The following is a 24,807-nucleotide window of genomic DNA, read 5'->3' on the forward strand; positions in this document are numbered from 1 at the left end:
CCCCCCACCCCCACCCACAAAGAAGCCCCGCAGCGCCACGAACGCGCTGCGGGGCTCTTTTTCCGGGCCTTCCGGACCATGTCCGTAAGGCCTCCTGCCCGTAAGGCCATCGATGCGGCCTAGTCGCCGATCAGGGCGTCCACGAAAGCCTCCGGCTCGAATGGCGCGAGATCGTCCGCGCCCTCGCCGAGGCCGACCAGCTTGACCGGTACGCCCAGTTCGCGCTGGACCGCGACGATGATGCCGCCCTTGGCCGTGCCGTCCAGCTTGGTCAGCACGACGCCGGTGATGTCCACGACCTCCGCGAAGACACGGGCCTGCACCAGGCCGTTCTGGCCGGTGGTGGCGTCCAGGACGAGGAGGACCTCGCCGACCGGCCCGTGCTTCTCGACGACCCGCTTGACCTTGCCCAGCTCGTCCATCAGGCCGGTCTTGGTGTGCAGACGGCCCGCCGTGTCGATGAGGACCACGTCGGCGCTCTCGGCGATACCTTCCTTCACCGCGTCGAAGGCGATCGAGGCGGGGTCGCCGCCCTCCGGACCGCGGACGGTACGGGCGCCGACCCGCTCGCCCCAGGTCTGGAGCTGGTCGGCCGCGGCGGCGCGGAAGGTGTCCGCGGCGCCCAGGACGACCGACTTGCCGTCGGCGACCAGGACCCGGGCCAGCTTGCCGGTGGTGGTGGTCTTGCCGGTGCCGTTGACGCCGACGACCATGACGACGCCGGGGATCTCCTGGCCGTCCTTGCCGACCGCATTGTCGGTGGCGACCGCACGGTCGGCGTCCGTGCCGATCAGCTTGAGCAGTTCCTCGCGCAGCAGGCCGCGCAGTTCCTCGGGGGTACGGGTGCCGAGCACCTTCACGCGCTCGCGCAGCCGCTCGACCAGCTCCTGCGTGGGCGCGACGCCCACGTCGGCGGTGAGCAGGGTGTCCTCGATCTCCTCCCAGGTGTCCTCGTCGAGGTGCTCGCGGGACAGCAGGGTCAGCAGGCCCTTGCCCAGCGAGTTCTGGGAGCGGGAGAGCCGGGCGCGCAGCCGCACCAGGCGGCCGGCGGTCGGCTCCGGGACCTCCACCTCGGGCGCCGTGGGGGCGGGCGGCGCCTCGGCCGCCGGCTCCGCGACGGGCGCCTCGGCGGGCGGCAGGTCGACTTCCTCTATGGTGCGACGGCTTTCGTCGCGGGGGGTCTCGGCGTCCTCACCGACCTGCGGTTCCGCAGGAGGCGCGGTGACGGACGGGGTGGTCGGCGGGGCCGGCGGCAGCTGCTGCTTCTTTCTGCGGCTGCTGACGACGAGCCCGCTGATCGCGCCGAGCGCGACCACAGCGATGACTACAGCAAGGATGACGATTTCCATAACCCGTCCAGTATCGGTCACACCCCGCCGTGCGGGACCGCACACGCCGAACCTGGATGTGTCATATCCAGGTTCATTCGCCGCGGGTCCGTCCGCGGGGCACCGGGAGGGGAACCCGGACGCCTGACGTCCTGATTTTGGGCAACGGATTTGCCGGGGTCTGGAGCGCGGCCGGTGTCGTACGGCTGCTGCGCGAGCATGGCGCGAACCGCTCGGCCGACCTGCTCACCCCGGGGCCGGCCTGGTGCTGCGCCCTCGCCTGTACACGCTCGCGGACGGTGCCCGTACGGAGATCGCGTACGGAGATCGCGTACGGAGATCGCGTACGGACGTCCGATGCCGGCCACCGGCAGCCGGCTCGTCCGCCTGGCGTTTCCCGGGGCCGGGCACCTGCACGCCATCGCGGCGCCACACGGCGCGCCGCACGAGCTGGGGCGCCGAGCGCCGCCTCGGCGTCACCGTGACCGGGCGAGCGAGCAGGCCGCCCGCCTCGACGGCGGTATGGAGATCACCGCCCGTACGGCCCTGTGAACCGCGGGCGTACGGGCCGCCCCGCTGACGGCGCAGATCCCCGCCGAGCGCGACAGGCTGGGGCGGCTCGCGGTGGACCCGCATCTACGGGTGGCCGGCGTGCCTGGTGTGGAAGCGGTGTCCACGACCGACCGGGAGCGCGCGCTGCGGCAGGCGCCCGCGGGTTTCGCCAAGGTGCTCAAGCGGGAGATCAACGAGACGTGGATCCGTCCGCCGGCCGATGCCGCGGACGCGTTGCTGCGGCTCGCGGACTTCCGGATTCCCCAGCGCCGGCCGGTGGCCGAGGCGCCCGCGCCGGGCGCCGGGCGCACCGCCTGACCTGCGCCAGGGCCGACCGGCCCGGATACTCGGACGAGATGGGGGACGGTCGGCGGTCATCAGTGGACACAACAAGGCGCAATGACCGAAGTTGGATCAAAGTACGATAGCTCTCGGCTGCGCAACGCGCGTAGAGTCCTGGCAACCCCCTCCCCTTCGCCAGGCATCACAGCCGCTGCCTGAACCCGCACGGAGACACCTGCACCATGGGCACCACGTCCACGGACACCCTGTCCGCTCCTGAAACCGAAGGCGCCGTCGAGCAACGAGGCATCGAGCCCGTCCCCGACCATGAACGCCACGGCCGCGTCCGCGAGCTCTTCCCCACCTGGGTCGCCGCCAACATCAGCGTGCTGCTGCTCACCATGGGGGCCTCCCTGGTGATCACCAACGGCCTGAACTTCTGGCAGGTCCTGATCGTGGCCGCCATCGCCTCCGTCGTCTCCTTCGGCATGGTCGGTGTGCTGTCGGTCTCCGGCAAGTGGGGCGGCGCCCCGGGCGCGATGCTCTCCCGCGCCGCCTTCGGCGTGCGGGGCAACTACTTCCCCGGCGCGATCCTGTGGGTGGCCCGGTTCGGCTGGGAGACGATCAACGCGGTCAGCGGCGCGTACGCGGTGCTCACCGTCCTGAAGCTGCTGTTCGGCATCGAGGCCAACAACGTCCTCACCGTCATCACGCTGCTGCTCTTCGTCGCCACGACGTTCCTGGTCAGCGGCATGGGCCGGAAGGCGCTGAACATCTGCAACAAGTACTCGACGTACCTGTTCAGCGTCTTCAGCGTCATGGTGCTGGTGTACCTGATCGCCGAGATGCCGTGGGGGAAGATCTTCTCCCAGTCGGCGGGCAGCACCGCCCTGATGATCGCCGGTATCGGCACCATCGCGGCGGGCGGCATCAGCTGGGTGCCCACCGGTCCGGACTTCGCGCGCTACCTGCCGCACTCCGCCTCCGGCAAGAAGATCGTCGGCACCACCATCTCCGGCGCGGCCCTGGTGCTCGTGCCGATGGTGCTGATGGGCGGCATCATGGCCGTCTCCAAGCCGGACCTGGCCAACCAGAACACCGACCCGATGTCGTTCCTCGGCTCGGTGCTGCCGACCTGGCTGGCGGTGCCGTACCTGATCACCGCGCTGGTCGGGATGCTGCTGATCAACAGCCTGTCGATGTACTCGGCCGGTTTCACCGCGCAGACCATGGGCGTCAAGCTGCCGCGCGCCCTGGCCGTGAGCATCAACGCGATCATCAGCCTGGTCGGCGGCGCGTTCATGATGCTGGTGGCCAAGGACTTCATCGGCCAGTTCATCACCTTCCTGACCCTGCTGGCGGTGTCCTTCTCCGCGTGGATCGGCGTGTACGCCGTCGACATGGCGCGCCGCCGGAACATGGCGGTCCGCTACGACGGCGACAGCCTGATGGACACCACCCGCACCAGCCGCTACTGGTACGCGGGCGGCTTCTGCTGGCAGGCGCTGACCGCCTGGGGCGCGGCGCTGGTGGTGGGCCTGTGCCTGACCAAGGTCACCTGGTTCACCGGTCCGCTGGCCGAGACCTGGCCGGGCAAGCACGGCCTGGGCTGGGCGGCCACGATCCTGATCGCCGCAGTGGTCTTCGCGGTGCTGCCGAAGCCGAAGGAGACGGTGCCCGCGGGCGCCGCCACCCTGGAAAAGGAGCCGGCGCCGGTCGGCTGATTCGGCGCCCGCGCCCTTCTCACCTGATGTGACGTCAGCTAACGTCCCCTTCGCCAACCGGGCCACGGCCCTCGGTGAAGGGGACGTTCGCCATGCCCGTAACGGTCCTGCGCTTCAATCTCGCCGACCCCTCCCCCACCCCCGCCTCGCTCGCCGCCCGCTACCGGGCCGCCGTGGAGATGTCCGTCTTCGCCGACGAACGGGGCCTGAGCACCGTCCAGACCGAGGAGCACCACGCCACGGACAACGGCTGGATGCCCGCGCCGCTGGCCTTCGCCGGCGCCGTCCTCGGCGCCACCCGGCGGATCACGGTCACCGTCTCCGCGCTGATCACGCCGCTGCACGACCCGCTGCGGCTGGCCGAGGAGATCGCCGTACTGGACCTGCTGAGCGAGGGCCGGCTGGTCACCGTCGCGGGTATCGGCTACCGGCCCGAGGAGTACGCGGCGCACGGCCGGGACTGGCAGTGGCGCGGCAAGCTCCAGGACGAGGTGCTGGAGACGCTGCTCGCCGCCTGGACGGGGGAACCGTTCCGCTACCGGGGCCGTACGGTACGGATCACCCCGCGCCCGTACACGCGGCCCCACCCGCTCCTGCTGGTCGGCGGCGCCTCCCGGGCCGCCGCGCGCCGGGCCGCGCGGCTGGGCCTGCCGCTGTTCCCCAGCGCGCATCTGCCGGAGCTGGAGGCGTACTACCACGCGCGGCGCGCCGCATACGGGACCGAGGGCTGGGTGCTCCAGCCCGCCGAGCGGACGTGTCTGCTGCACGTGTCCGAGGATCCGGACCGGGCGTGGGCCGAGTACGGCGGGCACCTGCTCCACGAGGCGCGTACGTACGCGTCCTGGCAGGCCGCCGGTGCCCGGTCGGCCGTGCGGTCCGCCGCCGGGGACGCCGAGGCGCTGCGGCAGGAGGGGATCTACCGGATCGTGACGCCCGAGGAATGCGTGCGGCTGGCCGCCGAGGCGGGGCCGTCGGGGTCGCTGATCCTGCATCCGTTGTGCGGCGGGATGCCGGTGGACGAAGGCTGGCGTTCCGTACACCTGTTCGCGGAGCGGGTGGTTCCGCGTCTGACGGGCGACTGAGGCGGCACGCCGGGAACGATCGGAGCGGGCGAGGGCGGCACCCGGGAAAAGGTTGAAGCGTCCACCGCTTTACGGAACGCCGCGCGGCGGGAAAAGGGAGCGCCGCGGAAAAGCCCCCGTAATGAAGGAGCTGCCCCGATCCGCAGGACGGACCGGGGCAGCTGCCCACAACTGAGGAGAAGGGCTGGCGGGGGGTGTTAGCCCATCTCCTCCAACGCCTTGCCCTTGGTCTCCTTCACGAATTTCAGCACGAAGGGGATCGAGAGCAGGGCGAAGACCGTGTAGATCACGTACGTGCCCGAGAGGTTCCACTCGGAAAGGCTCGGGAAGCTGACCGTGATGACCCAGTTGGCGATCCACTGGGCGCAGGCGGCCACACCGAGCGCGGCGGCGCGGATCTTGTTCGGGAACATCTCGCCGAGGAAGACCCAGACCACGACGCCCCAGGACAGGGCGAAGAAGAGCACGAAGGCGTGGGCGGCGATCAGGGCGACGGTGCCCTGGGCGGCCGGCAGCGTGTCACCCGTCTTCGACGCGAAGGCCCAGGCCTCCAGGGCCAGCGAGACGGCCATACCGGCGGAGCCGATCAGCGCCAGCGGGCGGCGGCCGATCTTGTCCACGAAGATCATCGCGATCACGGTGCCGATGATGTTGATGATCGAGGTGGTGAAGCTGTAGAAGAACGAGCTGCTCGGGTTGATGCCGACGGACTGCCACAGCGCCGAGGAGTAGTAGAACGCCACGTTGATGCCGACGAGCTGCTGGAAGACCGACAGGCCGATGCCGACCCACACGATCGGCAGGAAGCCGAGCTTGCTGCCCAGGAGGTCCTTGAAGCTGGACTTGTGCTCCCGGCGCATCGCCTCCTTGATCTCCTCGACCCGGTGGTCCAGGTCGACGCTGTGGCCCTCGACCTCGGCCAGCACCTCCTTGGCCTTGTCGGTCCTGCCGACGGAGATCAGGAAGCGGGGCGACTCGGGGATCGCGAACGAGAGCAGGCCGTAGAGCAGGGCGGGCACAACCATCACGCCGAGCATCCACTGCCACGCCTCCAGGCCGGCCAGCTTGCCGCGCTGGTCACCGTCGGCGAGGTTGAGGATGCCCCAGTTCACCAGCTGGGAGACGGCGATGCCGATGACGATCGCGGCCTGCTGGAAGGAGCCCAGCCGGCCCCGGTACGCGGGCGGCGCGACCTCGGCGATGTAGGCCGGGCCGATGACCGAGGCCATACCGATCGCGATGCCGCCCAGGACCCGCCACATGGCCAGGTCCCACAGGCTGAAGGGCAGTGCGGAGCCGACCGCGCTGACGATGAACAGCGCCGCGGCGATCTGCATGACCCGGATGCGGCCGATGCGGTCGGCGATCCGGCCCGCCGTGGCGGCCCCGATGGCGCAGCCGATCAGCGCGATGGCGATCACCTGGGCGAGCCCCGCGGAGCCCACCTCGTAACGGCCGCGGATCGCCTCGACCGCGCCGTTGATCACGGAGCTGTCGTAGCCGAAGAGGAAGCCGCCCATCGCGGCAGCCGCGGTGATGAAGATGACATGGCCGAGGTGGTCCGGCTGGGCCTTGCGGCCCTCCGGAATCGTCGGCGGCGCGGTGCTGGTCAACGTGTACTCCAGTGCCCGGCTGCGCTGCCGGGCGTAGGGGGCTGGCCCTTCCAGTGGCGCATAGGTTGGGGGTACCCACCACTTGAAGGTAAAAGCAACGTTGCAGACCCTATGCCTTCAAGTTTCGAAGTCAATAGGTCGTGATGAATTTGTTTCGGCGCGACTTCCGGGGCAATGCGTTCAAGTTATGAACCGTAGCGGGCCGTAATAATCGTGTACGTCACACCGAGTACCCGGCGCCGCACCGGCTACCCGGCCCGCGCTCAGCGCAGCCGCTGGCTGATGACCTTCGAGACGCCGTCGCCCTGCATGGACACCCCGTACAGCGCGTCGGCGACCTCCATGGTCCGCTTCTGGTGCGTGATCACGATCAGCTGGGAGCTCTCCTGGAGCTCCTCCATGATCCCGATCAGCCGCTGCAGGTTGGTGTCGTCCAGCGCCGCCTCGACCTCGTCCATCACGTAGAACGGGCTGGGGCGCGCCTTGAAGATCGACACCAGCAGAGCCACCGCGGTCAGCGACCGCTCGCCGCCGGACAGCAGCGACAGCCGCTTGACCTTCTTGCCCGGCGGGCGTGCCTCCACGTCCAGGCCGGTGGTGAGCATGTTGTCCGGGTCGGTCAGCACGAGCCGCCCCTCGCCGCCCGGGAACAGCCGCGCGAAGACACCTTCGAACTCCCGTGCGGTGTCCCGGAACGCCTCCGTGAAGACCTGCTCCACGCGCTCGTCGACCTCCTTGACCACCCGGAGCAGGTCGGCGCGGGTCTTCTTCAAGTCTTCAAGCTGCTCGCTGAGGAACTGGTGACGCTCCTCCAGGGCCGCGAACTCCTCCAGCGCGAGCGGGTTCACCTTCCCGAGCTGCTGATACGCCCGCTCGGCGGCCTTGAGCCGCTTCTCCTGCTCGGCCCGTACGTAGGCCACCGGCTGGTTGCGCGGATGCTCCGGGTCCTCGGGAAGCTCCTCGCCCTGCGCGGCGGGGGACGGCGGTACGGGCTGGTCGGGGCCGTACTCGGCGACCAGCGCGGCGGGCTCCACGCCCAGCTCCTCCAGCGCCTTGGCCTCCAGCTGCTCGATGCGCAGGCGCTTCTCCGCGCCCAGCACCTCGCCGCGGTGCACCGAGTCGGTGAGCTTGTCCAGCTCCGCCTTCAGCTCCCGGCTCGCGTTGCGCTCGGCCACCAGGGCCTGTTCGCGCTCCTGCTTGGCCAGCTCGGCGGCCAGCCGCTCCTCCTCGGCCCGGACGACCGAGACCTCGACATGCGCCAGCAACTGCCGCGCCCCGGACGCGACCGCCGAGGCCACCGCGGCCTCGTGCCGGGCCCGCGCGCGCCGCTGCTCGGCCCGGGCGCGCGCCTCGCGTTCGGCCCGCGCCGCCCGGTCCAGACCGTCGGCCCGTCCCGCGAGCGCCTTGACCCGCTCCTCGTGCGTACGGACCTGGAGGCGCGCCTCCATCTCCGTCTGCCGCGCGTTGGCGCCGTCCGCGGCCAGCCGGTCCCGTACGGAGGTGTCCGGCTCCTCGTCGCCCGGCTCCTCCTCGGCCACCTCCAGCCGCGCGGCCAGCTCCTCGGCCTCCTGGGTCGCCTTGACCAGCGCTTCTTCGGCCTTGGCCGCGGCGGCGGCCGAGCGCTCCGCCTCGTCGGCGGCGCCGCGCGCCTGCCCGCCGAGGCGGCCCAGGTCGCCCGCGACCCGGGACTTCTCGCGGTCCGCCGCGCGCCACCGCTCCCCCAGTTCCTCGGCCAGTGCCGCGCACGCGTCGCGCCGCTGCCGGGCGGCGTCCTGAGCGGCGGTCAGCTCGGCGCAGCGCTCGCCCAGTTCGGCGGCCTCGGCCGCCGCCTCGTCGACGGACGCCTGCACCTCCAGCAGGCTCGGCGCGCCGGCCGAGCCGCCCTGCGCGAAATGCGCCCCGAGCACGTCGCCTTCGGAGGTCACCGCCGTCAGTTCCGGCCGGGCCGCCACCAGTTCCTCGGCGTCCTCCAGCGTGGCGACGACCACGGTGTCCCGCAGCAGCCACCGTACGGAGCGCAGCAACTCCTCGGGGCCCTGGACCAGTTCGGCCGCGAGGGGCGCGCCTCCGGTGTCCGGGGTCCGTAGCTCCCCGGTCGCCGGGCCCGCCCCCAGCACCATGGCCGCACGCCCCGCGTCCTCCTTGCGCAGCAGGCGAATCGCTTCGGCTGCCGTGGCCGGGTCGGCCACCGCCACGGCGTCCGCCGCCGCGCCGAGCGCCGCCGCCACCGCCACTTCGTGGCCGGGCACCACGGTCAGCAGCTCGGCGGCCGGGCCGAGCAGCCCGGTCAGCCGGCTGGCAGCCCCGAGCAGCGCGCCGGTCCCGTCCTTGCGGCGCAGCCCGAGGGCCAGGGCGTCGTGCCGGGCCGAGACCGCGGCGCGCTGCCGCTCCGCGGCCGTCAGCGCCTCCCGGGCGGCGGTCAGCTCGGCCTCCGCGTCGGCCAGGTCCCGCTTCGCGTCCTCGTGCTGCCGCGACAGGTCGGCGTCGCCCGCGTCCAGCCCGTCGACCTCGGCCTTCAGCGCCTCGTACTGCTCCTGGGCCTGTGCGGCGCGCTGCTGCGCCTCGTCCCGGGCGGCGGCCAGCCGGCCGATCTCGGCCTGGGCGGACGCGGCCCGGCCGCGCGCCGCGGTGACCTGTCCGTGCAGCCGCGCCAGGCCCTCCCGCCGGTCCGCCAGGGCGCGCGCCGCGTCCCGCAGCCGCCGCTCCTCGTCCTGGAGCTGCCGCTCCAGCTCGGCGCGGTGCTCGGCGGTGTCCTCCAGCGCGCGGCTCGCCGCCTCAAGAGCGGCTTCCAACTCGGCTTCCTGCTCGCGGACCCGGGCCGCCTCGCGCTCCAGGTCCTCCGGGTCCCGGCCACGCCGCTCCTCGGGCGGGGCGGTCGTCGCGCTCTTGACCCGCGCGTCGGCCAGCGAGACCGTGCCGCGCACCCGCTCGGCGAGCTGCGACAGCTCGTAGTACGTCTGCTGGGCCCGCTGGAGCCGGGGCGTGAGCGTCCGTACCTCTTCCTCCAGGGCTGCCTCGCGCCGCGCCGCCTCCTTGAGCCGTTCCTCGGCTGCGTCCTTGCGCTGCTTGAGCGCGGCCTCGTCGGCGATCTCCGCGCGCAGCGCCTCGCGCAGCGTCACCAGGTCGTCGGCGAGCAGCCGCAGCCGGGCGTCGCGCAGGTCGGCCTGGATGACGGCGGCGCGGCGGGCCACCGCGGCCTGCCGGCCCAGCGGCTTGAGCTGGCGGCGCAGCTCGTCGGTGAGGTCCTGGACCCGCGCCAGGTTCGCCTTCATCGCCTCCAGCTTGCGCAGCGCCTTCTCCTTGCGCTTGCGGTGCTTGAGGACGCCGGCGGCCTCCTCGATGAAGGCGCGGCGGCCCATCGGGTCGGCGTGCAGGACGGAGTCGAGCTGGCCCTGCCCGACGATGACGTGCATCTCCCGGCCGATGCCGGAGTCGGACAGCAGCTCCTGGATGTCCAGCAGGCGGCAGGTGTCGCCGTTGATCTGGTACTCGCTGCCGCCGTTGCGGAACATCGTGCGGGTGATGGTGACCTCGGCGTACTCGATCGGCAGCGCGCCGTCGGCGTTGTCGATGGTCAGCGAGACCTCGGCGCGGCCCAGCGGCGGCCGGCCGGTGGTCCCGGCGAAGATCACGTCCTCCATCTTGCCGCCGCGCAGCGACTTGGCGCCCTGCTCGCCCATGACCCAGGACAGCGCGTCGACGACATTGGACTTGCCCGAGCCGTTGGGGCCCACGACACAGGTGATGCCGGGTTCGAAACGCAGTGTCGTGGCGGAGGCGAAGGACTTGAATCCCCGCAGTGTCAGGCTCTTGAGATGCACGCCGTTGGACTCTACCGGCCGGTCGCCGCCGGATACCGCCCGGCACGAGGGCCCGTCGGCGACCGGTCCGGGGGGCGCACCCGGCGCGGTGCGCGGGCCGCGGACGGGTCGTCCGCTCCCTCACACCTATTCGATTTCGGTTTCGCCGCTGAAGGTGCAGGGCACATCAGACGATGAGGGTGCCGCGGGACGGAAGAGAAAACGGCGCAAACGACGAAGGGACGCCGAAGCGTCCCTTGAAGATCTTGCTAGCGGTGCCTCAAGCGGCTGGCGAACAGCCCGTCGGCCCCGGGGGATGGGGTCAGGTGAGCGCGGGCTCCGCCTGGGGTACGTCGATGCTCTCCAGCATCGAGTCGTCGTGACGTGCGGCAGCGGACAGCATGTCGTTCTCGGCCTGCATCCGGATGAGCTCGGATTCCAGGTCCTGGACGCGCTGCTGAAGCCGTCGCATCTCGGAGAGGACTCGGGGGTCGGAGCCGCCGACGTAACCGAGAAGCGCCTTTGCCATGATGGATGGTCCTCCACACTGAGTGACCGACCGAAGCGGTGTGGGTCGTGAGGGATTCGCACCCGCGGTGCTTGTCATTATCCTGCGAGCTCAATGCCAAACAGCTAAGGTGCGCGGGGCTTCCAGAGTCTCACCAAAAGGTTTGAGGGTCAACACGATCACGCCCCGTATCCTTGGGCGCCCGGGAGCCCGCGGTCACGGCAACGCCGGACCGGCTCCCCAGAAAAGCGCCACGGGGGCGTGGAGATCATCCTTACAGCGGCAGCCTTCCATGGGTCGGCCCAGTTGGCAACCACCAGGTCATGACTGCATTGTGCATGTGACGGGGACACGCGAAACCGACCCGCGGGCCGGTTCGCGCATCCCCGGCGCCGCAGCGGGTCAGCGGATCGCGAAGCCGTCGTAACCGCCGCGCGGAGTGTCCCAGATCTCAGTCACCCCTTCGACACGCCCGGGCGTGTCGCCGTTCCGCAGCCACTCCAGAAGCTCTTCGCAGCGCTCGCGCGCGCCCTCGGCGACGACCTGCACCCGGCCGTCGCCGAGGTTGGAGGCGAACCCGGCGAGGCCGCCGATGCGCAGGGCGTTGGCCCGGGTGAACCACCGGAAGCCGACACCTTGGACCCGGCCGCGCACCCAGGCCGTCAGGCGGACATCTTCGTTCATGTCTGCACGTTAACCGGCCAATTGCTCGGCGAGCACATCCGCCCCGCACGGCATGGCGTACAGTCGCCCGGCAATGGGCTCACCCTTACGGGTGAGGCTCGTTGACGCTCGTGTGGACAGAAGGAAGGCAGTGGATGGGCCGCCATCGACGCTCCGCTCCCGCATCGCCCGAAGCCGCCGGAGCCGCTGAAACCGGAGTCGCGGACCGGACCGGGACCCCGGCCGCCGCGCACCCCGCGTCCGCCGGCCGCCACCGCGGCCACCGCTCCGCGCGCGACCGGCGCACCGCTCCGGTGCGCACCGGACTGCTCGGCGCCTCGGCCGCCGTGGCGATGGGCGCCGTCGCCGTCGCCTCGGGCCTGCTGCCCGGCGGCAGCCAGTACGACTGGAGCAGCAACGGCGGCGCCGGGGAACGCGTACGCGCGGGCTCCCTGCCGACCGCGCCGACACGCGACGCGGCGTCCGTGACGCCCTCGGACCGCGGTACCGGCCAGGCCAGCCGCGGTGAGGACCGCCGCGACCTCCCGGAGCGGGAGCGCCCCGCACCGGCCGCCACCCCGTCGGCCGCCCCGGCCTCGGGGCAGCCCTCCGCGCCCGGGGACACCAGCGCCGGCGCGGGTACTGGCGCAGACGCCGACACCGGCACCGGCACAGACCGGGACCGTACGGAGCGACCGGGCCGTAAGGTCCCGTCCTCCTCCGCCGCGCCCTCGAAGACCGCCCCGAGGGCCACCGCCGCACCCGACACCTCGCCCTCGACCGCCGAATCCCAGGTGCTGACGCTGGTCAACCAGGAACGCGCCAAGGCCGGCTGCTCCCCGCTGACCGCCGACCGCCAATTGAGCGGCCTGGCCCGCGACTTCAGCGCCGACATGGCCCGCCGCGACTTCTTCGACCACACCGACCCGGACGGCCGCAGCCCGTGGGACCGGGCCAAGGCTGCGGGCATAGACGGCCTCGGCGGCGAGAACATAGCCCGCGGCCAGGCCGACGCCCGCGCGGTGATGGACACCTGGATGCACAGCTCCGGGCACCGCGCCAACATCCTCAACTGCGAGTACAAGACCCTGGGAGTCGGCGCCCACTTCGGCCCCGGCGGCCCTTGGTGGACGCAGGACTTCGGCTTCTGACCCGGCCGGGGCGGGCAGCGGCGGACCGCTCTTCTCCGGCCGGGGCAGGAAGCCGCGGGCCGGCCTCCTCCGGCCGGGCGGCCGGCGGCGGGTCAGTCCTCCGCGGACTCGGGCAGGCTCTCCCACTCCGGTCCGTCGCGGTAGAGCTCGTAGTCGTGCTCGGCGGCGATCTCCTCCGCGTGGGCGCGGCTGCGCACGGTGACCTCGTGCCGCTCGCTTACCACCTCTCCGTGTACGCCGCCCTCTTCGACCACCTCGATCGCGTGTGTCTCGTACACGACGCTGCCGGGCGCCGTCGAGCTCCAGACCAGATGCATGCTCGTCGCCATCGGATCCCAACCTCCGAAGGTATGGCCCCCTGGCTACAGGGTCGCATCTCCATCCGTACGAAAGCACGCGTATGCGGGTGGGTCGGCGTGTACAGGTCCCCGCGTACGGGCGGCACGCGCGGAACGGGGCGCGCGGGCCGGGCGCGGACCCCACCCGCGGGCGCCCGGCACCCGTGGGAGGCGGATCAGGCGGCGACCGCGGCGCGGCCGGCGGCGTAGACCGCCGCCTGGGCGGCAACGCGGCGGCCGAGGTGGTCGGCGGTGGCTATGTCGGCCTTGTGGACACCGTCCGGGCCCCGGTCGCTGTCGGTCTGCGCACCGGCGCCCAGGAAGAACCCGAGACGGTTGAGGTCGTTCTCGGAAGCGGTGGAGGAGTTCCAGCCGGGCAGCAGCCCGAGATTGACCCAGTGCATGCCGTGCTGGGCGGCCAGCACGGTGAAGAACTGCAGGGTGTGCAGCTTGTCACCGCTCTTGGAACCGGAGTTGGTGAAGCCCGCCGCCAGCTTGTCCTGCCAGGCGCGGGTGGCCCAGCGCTTCGAGGTGGCCTCGGCGAAGACATGGAAGGCGCCGGACGCGGTGCCCATGTAGGTCGGCGAGCCGAAGACGATCGCGTCGGCGGCGTCGAGCAGCTCCCACTGCTCCTCGGTGATCTCGTCGACCTTGACCAGGTGGACGGTCGCCCCGGCGTCGGCGGCACCGTCACGCACCGCCTCGGCGAGCACCGCGGTGTGGCCGAAACCCGAGTGGTAGGCGACGGCGACGACCGGCGGGACGGCAGCGGCCGGAGAGGCGGAGGAAGGAGAGGCGGCGGAAGAAGCGGACGGGGCGGGCGTGGTCATGGCGGGGCTCCTCACGTTCGTGCCACGCCGAGCGGCGCGGCCAACTAACCAAAGGAAAGCACTAACTTTCAGAAAGCGCAATGGATTGGTGAGCGCTGTGTGGGAGTACGCTGGCGGTATGACGCATCAGGGCAGCTCGCAGCAGGTGACGCAGGTCCCGGACGTCGGGACGGACCTGGCGACGGACATGGCGTTCGACGTCTTCGCGCGTACGTGTCCGTCCCGCGACACGCTCAAGCACGTCACCGACCGCTGGGGCAGCCTGACGCTGGGCGCGCTGCACGACGGCACGTTCCGCTTCAACGAGCTGCGGCGGCGGGTGGACGGCGTCAGCGAGAAGATGCTGTCCCAGACCCTGCACGCCCTGGAACGCGACGGACTGGTGCGCCGCGAGGCACAGCCGACCAACCCGCCGCGGGTGGACTATGAACTGACGCCACTGGGGCGGGAGGTGGCCGAGCGGCTGCTCGGGCTCATCGACCTGGTGGAGAGCCGGATGCCGGCGGTACTGGCGGCACGGGAGCGATACGACACGGCGCGCGCGGACGCCTGAAGCCAGACCCCGCGGGAGACGCACCGCCCCCTACGAAGCGGCGGCACGGCGCGTCCTTGCGCCCGTAGGCATCCAGCGACCGTTCGAAGCAACCCGCTTCACCGTTGACGTTCGCATAGAGGCCGTCTCGACCTGGTGGAAAGCCAGACACCGGCGGTACTGGCAGCACGGGAGCGATACGACACGGCCCGCGCGGACACCTGAAGCCAGACCCCGCAGTACACGCACCGCCCCTACGAAGCGGCGCCCCGCTACGGCCGCGGCGGCCGCTGGCAGCGCGGACAGAAGTAGCTGGACCGGTTCATCCAGGGACGACGCCGCATCGCCGTACCGCAGCGGCGGCACGGCTCGTCCTCGCGCCCGTAGGCGTCCAGCGAGCGTTCGAAGTAGCCCGACTCGCCGTTGACGTTCACATAGAGGCTGTCGAAGCTGGTGCCGCCGACGGCGAGCGCGGCGCTCATCACGTCCCGGATGTGTCCGAGGAGCTCGGCGGTGCGGGGGCGGGTGAAGGTGGCGGTCGGCCGGTCGTAGTGCAGGCGGGAGCGCCACAGTGCCTCGTCGGCGTAGATGTTGCCGACGCCGCTGATCAGCGACTGGTCCAACAGCGCGCGCTTGACGGTGGTGCGGCGGCGGCGCAGCGCCTCGTGGAAGGCGGCGTCGTCGAAGGCCGGGTCGAGCGGGTCGCGCGCGATGTGGGCGATGACGTCGGGCAGCCCCTCGGGGTCGCCGGGTACCGCGTCGTGCAGCGACAGTCCGCCGAAGGTCCGCTGGTCGACGAAGCGCAGTTCGGTGCCGGCGTCGTCGTCGAAGGTGAAGCGGATCCGCAGGTGCTTCTCGTCCGGGGCGTCCTGCGGCTGGACCAGGAGCTGTCCGCTCATGCCCAGGTGGGCCAGGACGGACAGGCCGTCGGTGACCGGCAGCCACAAGTATTTGCCGCGCCGCCGGGCCTCGCCGATGCGCTGTCCTTTCAGACGCGTGGCGAAGTCCACGGCGCCCGCGGTGTGCCGGCGGACCGCCCGCGGATGCCGCACCTCGACGTCGGCGACGGTTCGGCCCCGTACCCAACGTTCCAGTCCGCGGCGTACGACCTCGACCTCGGGCAGCTCGGGCACGGCTCTCCTCGTCAGGGAGCGTCCGCGCGGACGGCGGACGCGGTACGGATAGTGCAAGGCCGGGTACGGCGGCGAGCCCCGCACGGCGGCGCCCAGGGGCCCGGTCGGGCGCACGCGAAGCTCCACGAGTCCGTACAACACGCGCACGAACCCCGGCGAACCCGCACAGCACGCGCACGAACCCCGGCAAACCTGTGCAGCGCGCACACGCCCCCCGGCGAGCCCGCACAGCGCACGCGCGCCCCCGTATAGCACTATCCGGCCGCCCTTCCCATGCGGGAACCCCCACAGGACGGACGACCGGCAGTGCGTGAACCTCAGCCGACGACGGGCGGTTCCCCGGCCGGGGGAACCACCGGCTCACCGGCCGGCGGCGCGTCCACGGCCCGCTCGGCCGCTTCGTCCGCCGCCGCGCGGATCGCCCGCCAGGCGGACTCGGCCGCCTGCTGTTCGGCTTCCTTCTTGCTGCGGCCGGTGCCGGTGCCGTACGAGACACCACCGACGCGGGCAGCAGCAGTGAAGGTCTTCTCGTGGTCCGGACCGGTCTCGCTGACCATGTACTCCGGCACACCGAGACCTTCGGTCGCGGTCAGCTCCTGGAGGCTGGTCTTCCAGTCCAGGCCGGCGCCGAGACCGGCGGACTTCTCGATGAGCGGGTCGAAGAGCCGGTGCACCAGCTCGGCCGCCGCGTCGAGACCCTGGTCGAGATAGACCGCGCCGATCACCGCTTCCAGGGTGTCGGCCAGGATGGATGCCTTGTTGCGGCCGCCGGTGCCCTCTTCGCCCCGGCCGAGGCGGATGAAGGCGCCGAGGTCGAGGCCGCGGCCCACCTCGGCGAGCGCCCGCGAGTTGACCACCGCGGCCCGCAGCTTGGCCAGCTGGCCTTCGGGCAGGTCGGGGTGGGTGCGGTACAGCGTGTCCGTGACCACCAGGCCGAGCACCGAGTCCCCGAGGAACTCCAGCCGCTCGTTGGTGGGCAGGCCGCCGTTCTCATATGCGTACGAGCGGTGCGTCAGCGCACGCACCAGAAGGGCGGACTCGAGGTGGTACCCGAGCCGCCCTTCCAGAAGCGTGTGGGACGAGGCCGTGTCCGCCGGTGCCGTTTCAGCCGCGCGCTTGCGGGGAGACGTATGGGCGTCTGACATAGAGCCTGTCACCAGCCGATCAGACCTCGAGGACCTGTCGCTTGTTGTAGGTGCCGCAGCTCGGGCACGCGATGTGCTGCTGCTTCGGCTCGTGGCAGCGCTCGCACGCCACCAGGGTGGGGACCGCAGCCTTCCACTGCGACCGGCGGTGGCGCGTGTTGCTGCGCGACATCTTCCGCTTCGGAACAGCCACGGCTACTTCTCCTGCTTCTCGGCGGCGCGCGCTGAATCAGGCCCGTCGCCGCTCATGTTTTCGTCCTTCTCGCCGTCCGGGTCGGTGGCGAGTCCCTGCAGTGCCGCCCAACGGATGTCGACGGCGTCGTGGTGGTGGTCCGGGTCGTCCGCGAGCCGCTCTCCGCACTGGGAGCACAGGCCCGGGCAGTCGTCCCGGCACACCGGCTGCATCGGCAGTGCGAGCACCACCGCATCACGCAGCACGGGTTCGAGGTCGAACAGGTCGTCCTCGAGGAAGAGGGTGTCCTCCTCGTCCTCGGCGTCGTCGCCGGGCTCCGCGGTACGGGTCCTGGCATCGGCGTCGGGGTAGGAGAACATCTCCTGGAAGTCCGCTACGAGCTCACGCTCCAGCGGCTCCAGACACCTTACGCACTCCCCCTGGACCGATGCACGGCCGGTACCTGTGACAAGCACCCCGTCCATGACGGACTCCAGGCGGAAGTCGAGTTCCACCGGCGCGCCCTCGGGCACTCCGATGACCTCGTTGCCGAGGTCCCGGGGGGCCTCGACGGTGCGGGAGAGCCGCTGCAGCGCGCCGGGACGACGTCCCAGATCGCGCGTGTCGAACACGAGCGGGGAACGGTGGTCGAGGCGGGCGTTGATGGCTTCCTGCTTTCTACGCTGACGTACGGGCCGCCCGTTCACCGGGGGCGAGGCGGGCAGCAGAGATCGCGGACGTACACGCGACCGAAGAGCCAGGATACTGGAACGGTCCCGATAGGCCCAATCCGCTACTGCCGCCCCTCCTCGTACTGCCGCAGCCGGTCGAGATCGATCATGCTCGTGTCGAAGAGGCTGGTCTCGTCGAGCGCGGCGGGCTGCGGCGCCCGGCCGCCCGGGGCCTGCCCGGGGATCTGGGCCTGCTGCTGCGGCTGGAGGTAGCCCGTGTTCGGGTCGTAGGGCTGCTGGTGCTGCTGCTGGGCCTGCGGGTCCTGCCAGCCGTAGCCGTACGGGTCCTGCTGCGCGTACGGGGCCTGCGGATAGCCGTAGGCGTCCTGCTGCTGGTAGGCCGGGTCGGTGTAGTACCCCTGCTGGGGGTCGGGCTGCGCCTGGGGCGGCACGGTGGGCTGCGGCGGGGCCTGCGGCTGCGGGGGTACGGGGTCGGCCAGTTCGGCGAGGCCGGCGAGGTACTCGGCGTCGCCGGTGTGGCCCGGGTGCCGGCCGTCGGGCTGCGCGGCGAGGCCGCCCAGCTCGTCCGTCGGCCGGACGCCCTGGAGCTTGAGCCGCCCGCGGCCGACCGCCTCCAGGGTCTTGGTCAGTACGGCCTCGAAGGCGCCGAATTTGGCGTCCACGTACCGGTCGGCGCGCTCCCTGAGGGTCTGCGGGTCGGCGGTGGGCTCGGGCACCTGGATGCCGTCCTCGTCCTCGTGGCCGCCCTCGCCCGGCGCGCGGCCGAGCAGCTTCTCGCGGCCGCGGTCGACCGAGCCGATGGTCTTGGTGAGGACGACCTCGAAGTTGGCCAGTTTGCTGTCCACGTAGTCGTCGGCCTCGGCGCGGATCTCCTCGGCCTCGCGGCGGGCCTCGGCCAGGATGCGGTCGGCCTCGGCCTGGGACTGCCGGGCGACCTCGGTGTCGGAGATCAGCGAGCCGCGGTGGGCGTTGGCGGACTCGATGATCCGCTCCGCCTCGGCGCGGGCCTCCTCGACCATCCGCTCGCGGCCGCCGAGCAGCTCCTGGGCCTCGGCGAGCGACCCGGGCAGGGCGGCGCGCACCTCCTCCAGCATGGCGAGCAGCTCGGCGCGGTTGACCACGCACGAGGCCGACATGGGCATGGACCGGGCGCTGCCGACGGTCCTGACGATCTCGTCGAGCTTCTTCTGCACGTCCACCTTGGACTCGCCACTCTCCGGGTCGGTACGACGGAACGGGGACGACTGTACGTCCACAGGGCCCCGCACCGACACCTGCTGACGAGGCGTCAGCGGATCACTTGGCGCCCAGCCGCGCGGTCAGCTCTTCGAGGACGAAGGGCGGCACCAGGTGGGAGACGTCGCCGCCCCAGGCCGCGACCTCCTTGACCAGGCTGGAGGAGAGGAAGCTGTAGGTGGGGCTGGTGGGGATGAAGAGGGTCTCGACACCGGAGAGGCCGTTGTTCATCTGCGCCATCTGGAGCTCGTAGTCGAAGTCGCTGACCGCGCGCAGCCCCTTGACGATGGCCGGAATGTCACGCTGCTTGCAGAAGTCGACGAGCAGGCCGTGGAAGGACTCGACCTCGACGTTGCCGTACTCGGCGGTGGCACGGCGGATCAGGTCGATCCGCTCGTCGATCGAGAACAGGCCCTGCTTGGCCTTGTTGATCATCACGGTGACGTGGACGACGTCGTAGAGCCTGGAGGCCCGGGCAATGATGTCCAGGTGCCCGTTGGTGATGGGGTCGAACGACCCCGGACAGACTGCGCGGCGCACGTGAGTTTCCTCGCTCTCCGGTCCGGTCATGACGCGTTGTCGCACGTCGAAGCGGCGCGACCGTACCAAAGCGTTCCCTCGCCGTAGCGCCGGGACCGGATGGGTGCGAAACCGTCCGGCCAGGGGAACGGACCGCCTCTGGTGCTCCGCTCCACGGTGACGAGTGCCTCCTCGGCACACCAGCCCCCCTGGCGGAGTGTGAGCAGGATCTCCCCAAGATCGTCGTTGGTGACGGCGTACGGCGGGTCGAGGAAGAGCACGTCGTACGGGTCGGCCGGGGCCGCGCCCGCGACGATCTGCTCGGCCTTGCCGGGCCGGACCTCCGCGCCGGGCATCCCGAGGGTGCGGACGTTGTCGCGGATGGTGCGCACGGCGCGGGCGTCGGCCTCGACCAGCAGGACGTGCCCGGCGCCGCGGGACAGCGCCTCCAGGCCCACGGCGCCGGAACCCGCGTACAGGTCCAGCACCCGGGCGCCGGCCAGCGGCCCGTCCAGCGACTCCCAGGTGGAGAACAGGCCCTCGCGCGCCCGGTCGGAGGTCGGACGGGTGCCGTTGCCGGGGGGCACGGCCAGGCGCCGGCCGCCGGCCGTACCGGCGATCACGCGGGTCATGGTGCTCGGTCCTTCGCGCTGCGGATGGAAGCGGCCCGCCTGCGCGGGCCACTCCCCCACGATATGGCGTCACGGGGGCCGGGGCCGCGCCGCCCGGTGCGGGGCGGGGCGGGAGCCTGTGTCCGGCCTGCCTTGGGGCCGGTGCGGGGCGCGCCGGGGCCGGTACGGGGCCAGTGCGGGTGGCGCCGGAACTGGTACGGGTGGCGCCGGAGCCGGTACGGGGGCGGGGCGCCACGGGGAGCCAGCACGTGGACCGGGGTGGGTCGCGGCGGGTCCGGTACGGAAGCCGGAGGCAGCTCGCGCCGGGGCCCGTACGGAGACCGGAGGCGGGCTGCACCGGGGCCCGGAAGCGGGTCGCGCCGCGGGCCGGTACGGAGACCGACGGCGGGTCGCGCCGGGAGCCGGGGCAGGGCCCGGGGGACGGGTCGCGCCGGGAGTCGGCGCGGGGTCCGGGGGCGGGTCCCGCCGCAGCCCGGCGCCGGGCCCTCACCCCTTGTCCAAATACTGCTCCCGCTCCGCGTCCAGCAGGGCCTGGAGGGCGGTGCGCAGCTCCGGGTAGCCGGTCAGCTCGGGGTCGGCGGTGACCACCGCGGTGGCCTCCTCGCGGGCGGCCTCGATGACCTGCTCGTCCTCGATGACGGCGAGCATCCGCAGGGATGTGCGGGCGCCGGACTGGGCCTGGCCGAGGACGTCGCCCTCGCGGCGCTGCTCCAGGTCGATACGGGAGAGTTCGAAGCCGTCGAGGGTGCCGGCCACCGCGGCGAGCCGGGCGCGCGCGGGGCTGGCCTCGGGCATCTCGCTGACCAGCAGGCACAGGCCGGGCGCCGAGCCGCGGCCGACCCGGCCGCGCAGCTGGTGCAGCTGGGAGACGCCGAAGCGGTCCGCGTCCATGATCACCATGGCGGTGGCGTTGGGGACGTTCACGCCGACCTCGATGACGGTGGTGGCCACCAGCGCGTCCACCTCGCCGGCCGCGAACCGGCGCATCACCGCGTCCTTGTCGTCCGGGTGCATCCGGCCGTGCAGCACCTCGACGCGCAGCCCGGCGAGGGGGCCCTTCGCGAGCTGGTCGGCGACCTCCAGGACGGCCAGCGGGGGCCGTTTGTCCTCGCCCACGGCGGCCTCCTCCGCGGACTTCTTCTTGGCGCCCTTGCCCTTCGGCGCGTCCTCCTCGTCGCCGATCCGGGGGCAGACCACGTACGCCTGGTGGCCGGCCTCGACCTCCTCGCGCACCCGCTCCCAGGCGCGCGCGAGGAAGTGCGGCTTGTCCTTGGCGGGGACGACGTGGCTGGCAATGGGCGAGCGACCGGCGGGGAGCTGGTCCAGTACGGACGTCTCCAGGTCGCCGAAGACGGTCATCGCGACCGTACGGGGAATGGGGGTGGCCGTCATGACCAGCAGGTGCGGCGGCTGCTTGCCCTTGCCGCGCAGCGCGTCGCGCTGCTCGACGCCGAAGCGGTGCTGTTCGTCGACCACGACCAGGCCGAGGTCGTGGAACTGGACCTTGTCCTCGATGAGGGCGTGGGTGCCGATGACGATCCCTGCCTCGCCCGTGACGAGGTCGAGCAGCGCTTGGCGCCGGGCGGCGGCGCCCATGGAGCCCGTCAGCAGCACCACCTTCGTGCCCTGCTCGGCACCCCCCAGCGTGCCCTCCCGTCGCCCACCACCACCCTTGGTGGACTGCGCTTCGCGCAGGCCCCATTGATCGGCCAACTCCCCCATCATTTCCGTGATGGACCGATGGTGCTGCTGGGCCAGCACCTCGGTGGGCGCGAGCATCGCCGCCTGGCCGCCGGTGTCCACGACGGCGAGCATGGCGCGCAGGGCGACCAGCGTCTTGCCGGAGCCGACCTCGCCCTGGAGGAGGCGGTGCATCGGGTGGTCGGTGGCCAGGTCGTCGAAGATCTCGCGGCTGACCTTCTGCTGGCCTTCGGTGAGCGTGAAGGGCAGCTTCGCGTCGAAGGCGTCGAGCAGCCCGCCGGGTGTCAACGGGCGCGGGGTGGCGGGGAGTTGGGTCTCGGCCATCCGGCGGCGGGCCAGCGCCACCTGGAGGACGAACGCCTCGTCCCACTTCAGGCGCGAGCGCGCGTCCTCGATGTCGGCCTTCGTGCGCGGCCGGTGGACCTTCTCCAGGGCCTCCGGGAGCGGCAGCAGGGCCCGGCCCGCGCGCAGCGCCTCGGGAAGCGGGTCGAGCGCCTCGCGCGCGCTGGGCAGCACCGCGTCGACCGCCTTGGCGATCTTCCAGGAGGCCATCTGCTGGCAGGCCGGGTAGATCGGCATGAGCCGGCCCGCGAAGGCGTCCACGGCCTCCTCGCCGTCCTCGCCGTCCAGCAGCGCGTATTCGGGGTGGGCCAGTTGCAGCTTGCGGTTGAAGACCGAGACCTTGCCCGCGAACATGGCGCGGCGGCCGGGCAGCAGTTCCTTGTGCGGTTTGTGGATGCCCTTGCCGAAGAAGACGAGCTGGAGGCGGCCGCTGCCGTCGGTGAGGGTCACCTCCAGGCGCTGGCCGCGGCCGTTGTTGAACTTCAGGACCCGGGCGTCGGCGACGCGCGCGACGACCGTGACGTGTTCGTCCAGCGGCAGGTCGGAGAGGCGGGTCAGCTCACCGCGCTCCGCGTATCTGCGCGGATAGTGGTGCAGCAGATCGCCGACCGTGTTCAGGCCGAGCTGCTCGGCCATCACCTTGGCGGTGGTGCCACCGAGAATCTTCTTCAGGGGTTCGTCGAGCGCGGACACATGTCCATTGCACACCACGGCACTGACAGCGGGCGGCAAGCCCCGGAATACGCCGGGGCCGAACCGATTCTTCCCGCCGGTTTCCCGCCGTTTTTCCCGTCGGCTTTCCACCAGGTTTCCACCGGTTTTCCGCCGGGCTCCCGCCGGATTCCGCCGCTCCGGCCCGGCGTCATTCGACCCCGATGAGCAGCGGCGCCCCGCGCTGCCCGCCTTCGTAGACGACGGTGTCCACGGCCAGATGACGCTCCCGTACGTGCCTTTCCAGGCGTTCCGCGAGAGCGGCGGGGAATTCCGCGCCCAGGACGAACGTCACCATTTCCCCGCCGGCGGAGAGCATCCGGTCCAGGACGGTCGCCGCGGTCGCGGCCAGGTCCGAGCCGATCACCGCCACGTCCCCGTCGATCAGGCCGAGCACGTCCCCGGCCTGGCAGACGCCGGCCATCGTCCAGGACTGCCGTTCCGCGACGGCCAGCTCCGCGTAGCGGGTGGCGCCCGCGGCCGAGGTCATGGCCACCACGTCCTCGTCGAAGCTGCGGGCCGGCTCGTGCACGGCCAGCGCGGCGATGCCCTGGACGGCGGCGCGGGTGGGGATCAGCGCGACCCGTACGCCTTCGGTGCGGGCCTGCTCGGCCGCGGCCGCCGCGGTGTGCCGCAGCTCGGGGTCGTTGGGCAGCAGCACCACCTCGCGGGCGTGCGCCTGCCGGATCGCCTGGACCAGCTCGCCACTGGCGGGCGGCTCTCCGGTCCGTACGGTCACCGTGGTCGCGCCCGCCTCGGCGCACAGCCCGGCCAGGCCGTCGCCCGGCACCACGGCCACCACGGCGCGCGCCGCCGGCGCCGCCTCGCGGCGGCGCGCGGCCCGGCCCCCGTCGGCCGTCCCGAAGTGGGTGATGCGGATGCGGTACGGGCGGCCCGCCTCGATGCCCGCCTCGACGGCGGCGCCCGCGTCGTCCACGTGAACGTGCACGTTCCACAGGCCGTCCCCGCCGACCACCACCAGGGAGTCCCCGAGGCCGTCCAGCCGCGCGCGCAGCCGGGCCACGGCGGCGTCGTCGGCCTCCAGGAGGTAGATCACTTCGAAGGCGGGTCCGTCCGGCTCGCTGTCGCCGCCGTGCGGCCCCTCCGGCTCCGGAGCGTGCCCGTCAGCGGCCGGACAGCCGCCTGGCACCGGTGCGGAGGTATCAATCCGTACGGGGGCGTCGGACCGTACGTGAGCATCTGCCCGTACGGAAGCGTCCGGCCGTACCGCGAGAGCCGCCGTCGGCACCTCCCCGGACAGCGCCCCCGCCAGCGCGCCCAGCACGGCGACCAGGCCGCAGCCGCCCGCGTCCACGACGCCCGCCCGGCTCAGGACCGCCAGCTGGGCCGGCGTGGCCTCCAGGGCCGTACGAGCGCCCTCGTAAGCGGCCCGCGCCACCGCCGCCGGACTCCCGTCGGCCCGCCCGGCCGCCTCGGCGGCCACCGTGGCGACCGTCAGGACGGTGCCCTCGACTGGATGCGCCACGGCCTCGTACGTGGACTCGGCGGCCCGCCGCAGTGCCCGCTTCAGCGCTGCCGCCGCGCCGGGGGCCCCGTCCACGCTGCTCTCCCCCAGCACCTCCGCCATGCCGCGCAGCAGCTGGGCGAGGATCGTGCCGGAATTGCCGCGCGCGCCGATCAGGGCTCCGTGCGCCATCGCGCCGACGGCGTCGGCCAGGCCCGGTGCGGTGCCCGAGGCGCCGTGCCCGTCGAAGGCGGCCTCGACCGCGCGGGCCGCGGACTCCACGGTCAGGTAGAGGTTGGTGCCGGTGTCCCCGTCGGCCACCGGGTAGACGTTGATCGCGTCGATCCGCTCGCGTTCGCGCCCCAGGGCCTGGAGCGCCAGGGCGCACCAGGTGCGTACCGCAGCGGCGTCGAGCGGGTGCGGCACCGTCGTCCTCCTCGGCCAGCGGCCCGTGGCGGGCTCGGCTCGGTCATGCGATCCACCGCACAGTAGCCGCGGGCGGGGCGGCCCGCCGGGGCGGGGCCCGGGGCGATCGTGGTAGTTTCGTGTCACGGGAGCGGTCGTTGTATGCTGCTCCGGTTGCCCGATGCGAATCGGGCCATTCCTACTCCTGGCGAAGCCGGTCGGTTCAATGCACTCCGCTCGTCGGGATTTCA

22 protein-coding genes are annotated in these 24,807 nt (G+C 72.2%); 6 read left to right on the plus strand and 16 right to left on the minus strand.

The window, feature by feature from the left end; genetic code table 11:
* Nucleotides 1–119 precede the first annotated feature (119 nt).
* Nucleotides 120–1,349, minus strand: coding sequence for a signal recognition particle-docking protein FtsY (gene ftsY / locus ADK86_RS30490; protein WP_053699512.1), 1,230 nt, complete (start codon nt 1,347–1,349; stop codon nt 120–122).
* Between the two features lie 336 nt (nt 1,350–1,685).
* On the opposite strand from ftsY, the gene ADK86_RS30495 reads away from it, so the two are divergent.
* From ADK86_RS30495 to ADK86_RS30510, 4 genes are all read left to right on the plus strand, one after another.
* Nucleotides 1,686–1,880, plus strand: a complete 195-nt coding sequence (locus tag ADK86_RS30495) for a hypothetical protein (RefSeq protein WP_053699513.1) — start codon at nt 1,686–1,688, stop codon at nt 1,878–1,880.
* A 99-nt stretch (nt 1,881–1,979) separates the two neighbouring features.
* Nucleotides 1,980–2,198 carry a hypothetical protein gene (locus ADK86_RS42630; protein WP_159393999.1) on the plus strand — a complete coding sequence of 73 codons (219 nt, stop codon included), beginning with the start codon at nt 1,980–1,982 and terminating at the stop codon, nt 2,196–2,198.
* A gap of 206 nt (nt 2,199–2,404) precedes the next feature.
* Nucleotides 2,405–3,886 carry a purine-cytosine permease family protein gene (locus ADK86_RS30505; RefSeq protein ID WP_053699515.1) on the plus strand — a complete coding sequence of 494 codons (1,482 nt, stop codon included), beginning with the start codon at nt 2,405–2,407 and terminating at the stop codon, nt 3,884–3,886.
* 92 nt (nt 3,887–3,978) lie between these two features.
* Entirely contained in the window at nt 3,979–4,968 is a 990-nt protein-coding gene (locus ADK86_RS30510) for an LLM class flavin-dependent oxidoreductase (protein ID WP_053699516.1), read from the plus strand.
* Nucleotides 4,969–5,165: 197 nt separating this feature from the next.
* Here the strand turns inward: ADK86_RS30510 and ADK86_RS30515 are convergent, their stop codons facing one another.
* The 4 genes from ADK86_RS30515 to ADK86_RS30530 form a co-directional block, all read right to left on the minus strand.
* On the minus strand, nt 5,166–6,581 hold the full coding sequence (locus ADK86_RS30515; protein ID WP_053699517.1) for a sugar porter family MFS transporter: 1,416 nt from the start codon (nt 6,579–6,581) through the stop codon (nt 5,166–5,168).
* Between the two features lie 263 nt (nt 6,582–6,844).
* Nucleotides 6,845–10,402 (minus strand): chromosome segregation protein SMC, encoded by a 3,558-nt coding sequence (smc, locus tag ADK86_RS30520; RefSeq protein WP_053699518.1) that lies wholly within the window; start codon nt 10,400–10,402, stop codon nt 6,845–6,847.
* 301 nt (nt 10,403–10,703) lie between these two features.
* Nucleotides 10,704–10,910, minus strand: coding sequence for a hypothetical protein (locus tag ADK86_RS30525; RefSeq protein WP_030376453.1), 207 nt, complete (start codon nt 10,908–10,910; stop codon nt 10,704–10,706).
* A gap of 381 nt (nt 10,911–11,291) precedes the next feature.
* Entirely contained in the window at nt 11,292–11,573 is a 282-nt protein-coding gene (locus ADK86_RS30530) for an acylphosphatase (RefSeq protein WP_003987228.1), read from the minus strand.
* Between the two features lie 134 nt (nt 11,574–11,707).
* On the opposite strand from ADK86_RS30530, the gene ADK86_RS30535 reads away from it, so the two are divergent.
* Entirely contained in the window at nt 11,708–12,703 is a 996-nt protein-coding gene (locus ADK86_RS30535; protein ID WP_053699519.1) for a CAP domain-containing protein, read from the plus strand.
* Between the two features lie 92 nt (nt 12,704–12,795).
* On the opposite strand, the gene ADK86_RS30540 is transcribed toward ADK86_RS30535, so the two are convergent.
* Together ADK86_RS30540 and ADK86_RS30545 are read right to left on the minus strand one after the other, a co-directional pair.
* On the minus strand, nt 12,796–13,032 hold the full coding sequence (locus ADK86_RS30540) for a hypothetical protein (RefSeq protein WP_003987226.1): 237 nt from the start codon (nt 13,030–13,032) through the stop codon (nt 12,796–12,798).
* Nucleotides 13,033–13,217: 185 nt separating this feature from the next.
* Nucleotides 13,218–13,871, minus strand: coding sequence for a flavodoxin family protein (locus ADK86_RS30545; RefSeq protein ID WP_078952361.1), 654 nt, complete (start codon nt 13,869–13,871; stop codon nt 13,218–13,220).
* 187 nt (nt 13,872–14,058) lie between these two features.
* Between ADK86_RS30545 and ADK86_RS30550 the strand changes: the two genes are divergently transcribed.
* Nucleotides 14,059–14,424, plus strand: a complete 366-nt coding sequence (locus tag ADK86_RS30550; RefSeq protein ID WP_063789123.1) for a winged helix-turn-helix transcriptional regulator — start codon at nt 14,059–14,061, stop codon at nt 14,422–14,424.
* Between the two features lie 251 nt (nt 14,425–14,675).
* Here the strand turns inward: ADK86_RS30550 and mutM are convergent, their stop codons facing one another.
* From mutM to ADK86_RS30595, 9 genes are all read right to left on the minus strand, one after another.
* A complete protein-coding gene (mutM, locus tag ADK86_RS30555; protein ID WP_030602778.1) occupies nt 14,676–15,536 on the minus strand; it encodes a bifunctional DNA-formamidopyrimidine glycosylase/DNA-(apurinic or apyrimidinic site) lyase in 861 nt (286 codons plus the stop codon).
* 317 nt (nt 15,537–15,853) lie between these two features.
* Nucleotides 15,854–16,681, minus strand: a complete 828-nt coding sequence (gene rnc, locus ADK86_RS30560) for a ribonuclease III (RefSeq protein WP_003986647.1) — start codon at nt 16,679–16,681, stop codon at nt 15,854–15,856.
* Nucleotides 16,682–16,700: 19 nt separating this feature from the next.
* Entirely contained in the window at nt 16,701–16,874 is a 174-nt protein-coding gene (gene rpmF, locus ADK86_RS30565; protein ID WP_003951102.1) for a 50S ribosomal protein L32, read from the minus strand.
* A gap of 2 nt (nt 16,875–16,876) precedes the next feature.
* Nucleotides 16,877–17,560 carry a YceD family protein gene (locus tag ADK86_RS30570; RefSeq protein WP_053699521.1) on the minus strand — a complete coding sequence of 228 codons (684 nt, stop codon included), beginning with the start codon at nt 17,558–17,560 and terminating at the stop codon, nt 16,877–16,879.
* Between the two features lie 86 nt (nt 17,561–17,646).
* On the minus strand, nt 17,647–18,744 hold the full coding sequence (locus ADK86_RS30575) for an ATP synthase F0 subunit B (protein ID WP_053699547.1): 1,098 nt from the start codon (nt 18,742–18,744) through the stop codon (nt 17,647–17,649).
* Nucleotides 18,745–18,841: 97 nt separating this feature from the next.
* Nucleotides 18,842–19,351 carry a pantetheine-phosphate adenylyltransferase gene (coaD, locus tag ADK86_RS30580; RefSeq protein WP_030185812.1) on the minus strand — a complete coding sequence of 170 codons (510 nt, stop codon included), beginning with the start codon at nt 19,349–19,351 and terminating at the stop codon, nt 18,842–18,844.
* The gene (rsmD, locus tag ADK86_RS30585) at nt 19,348–19,932 is read right to left on the minus strand and encodes a 16S rRNA (guanine(966)-N(2))-methyltransferase RsmD (protein ID WP_053699522.1); all 585 of its coding nucleotides are present in this window, start codon (nt 19,930–19,932) and stop codon (nt 19,348–19,350) included. Before rsmD ends, coaD begins: the two co-directional genes overlap by 4 nt.
* A gap of 486 nt (nt 19,933–20,418) precedes the next feature.
* Nucleotides 20,419–22,668, minus strand: a complete 2,250-nt coding sequence (gene recG / locus ADK86_RS30590; protein WP_053699523.1) for an ATP-dependent DNA helicase RecG — start codon at nt 22,666–22,668, stop codon at nt 20,419–20,421.
* 169 nt (nt 22,669–22,837) lie between these two features.
* A complete protein-coding gene (locus tag ADK86_RS30595) occupies nt 22,838–24,577 on the minus strand; it encodes a DAK2 domain-containing protein (protein ID WP_053699524.1) in 1,740 nt (579 codons plus the stop codon).
* Between the last annotated feature and the right edge of the window lie 230 nt (nt 24,578–24,807).

Origin of the sequence: Streptomyces sp. NRRL F-5755 (genome assembly GCF_001279365.1) — a bacterium.
GTDB classification, from domain to species: Bacteria; Actinomycetota; Actinomycetes; order Streptomycetales; family Streptomycetaceae; genus Streptomyces; species Streptomyces rimosus.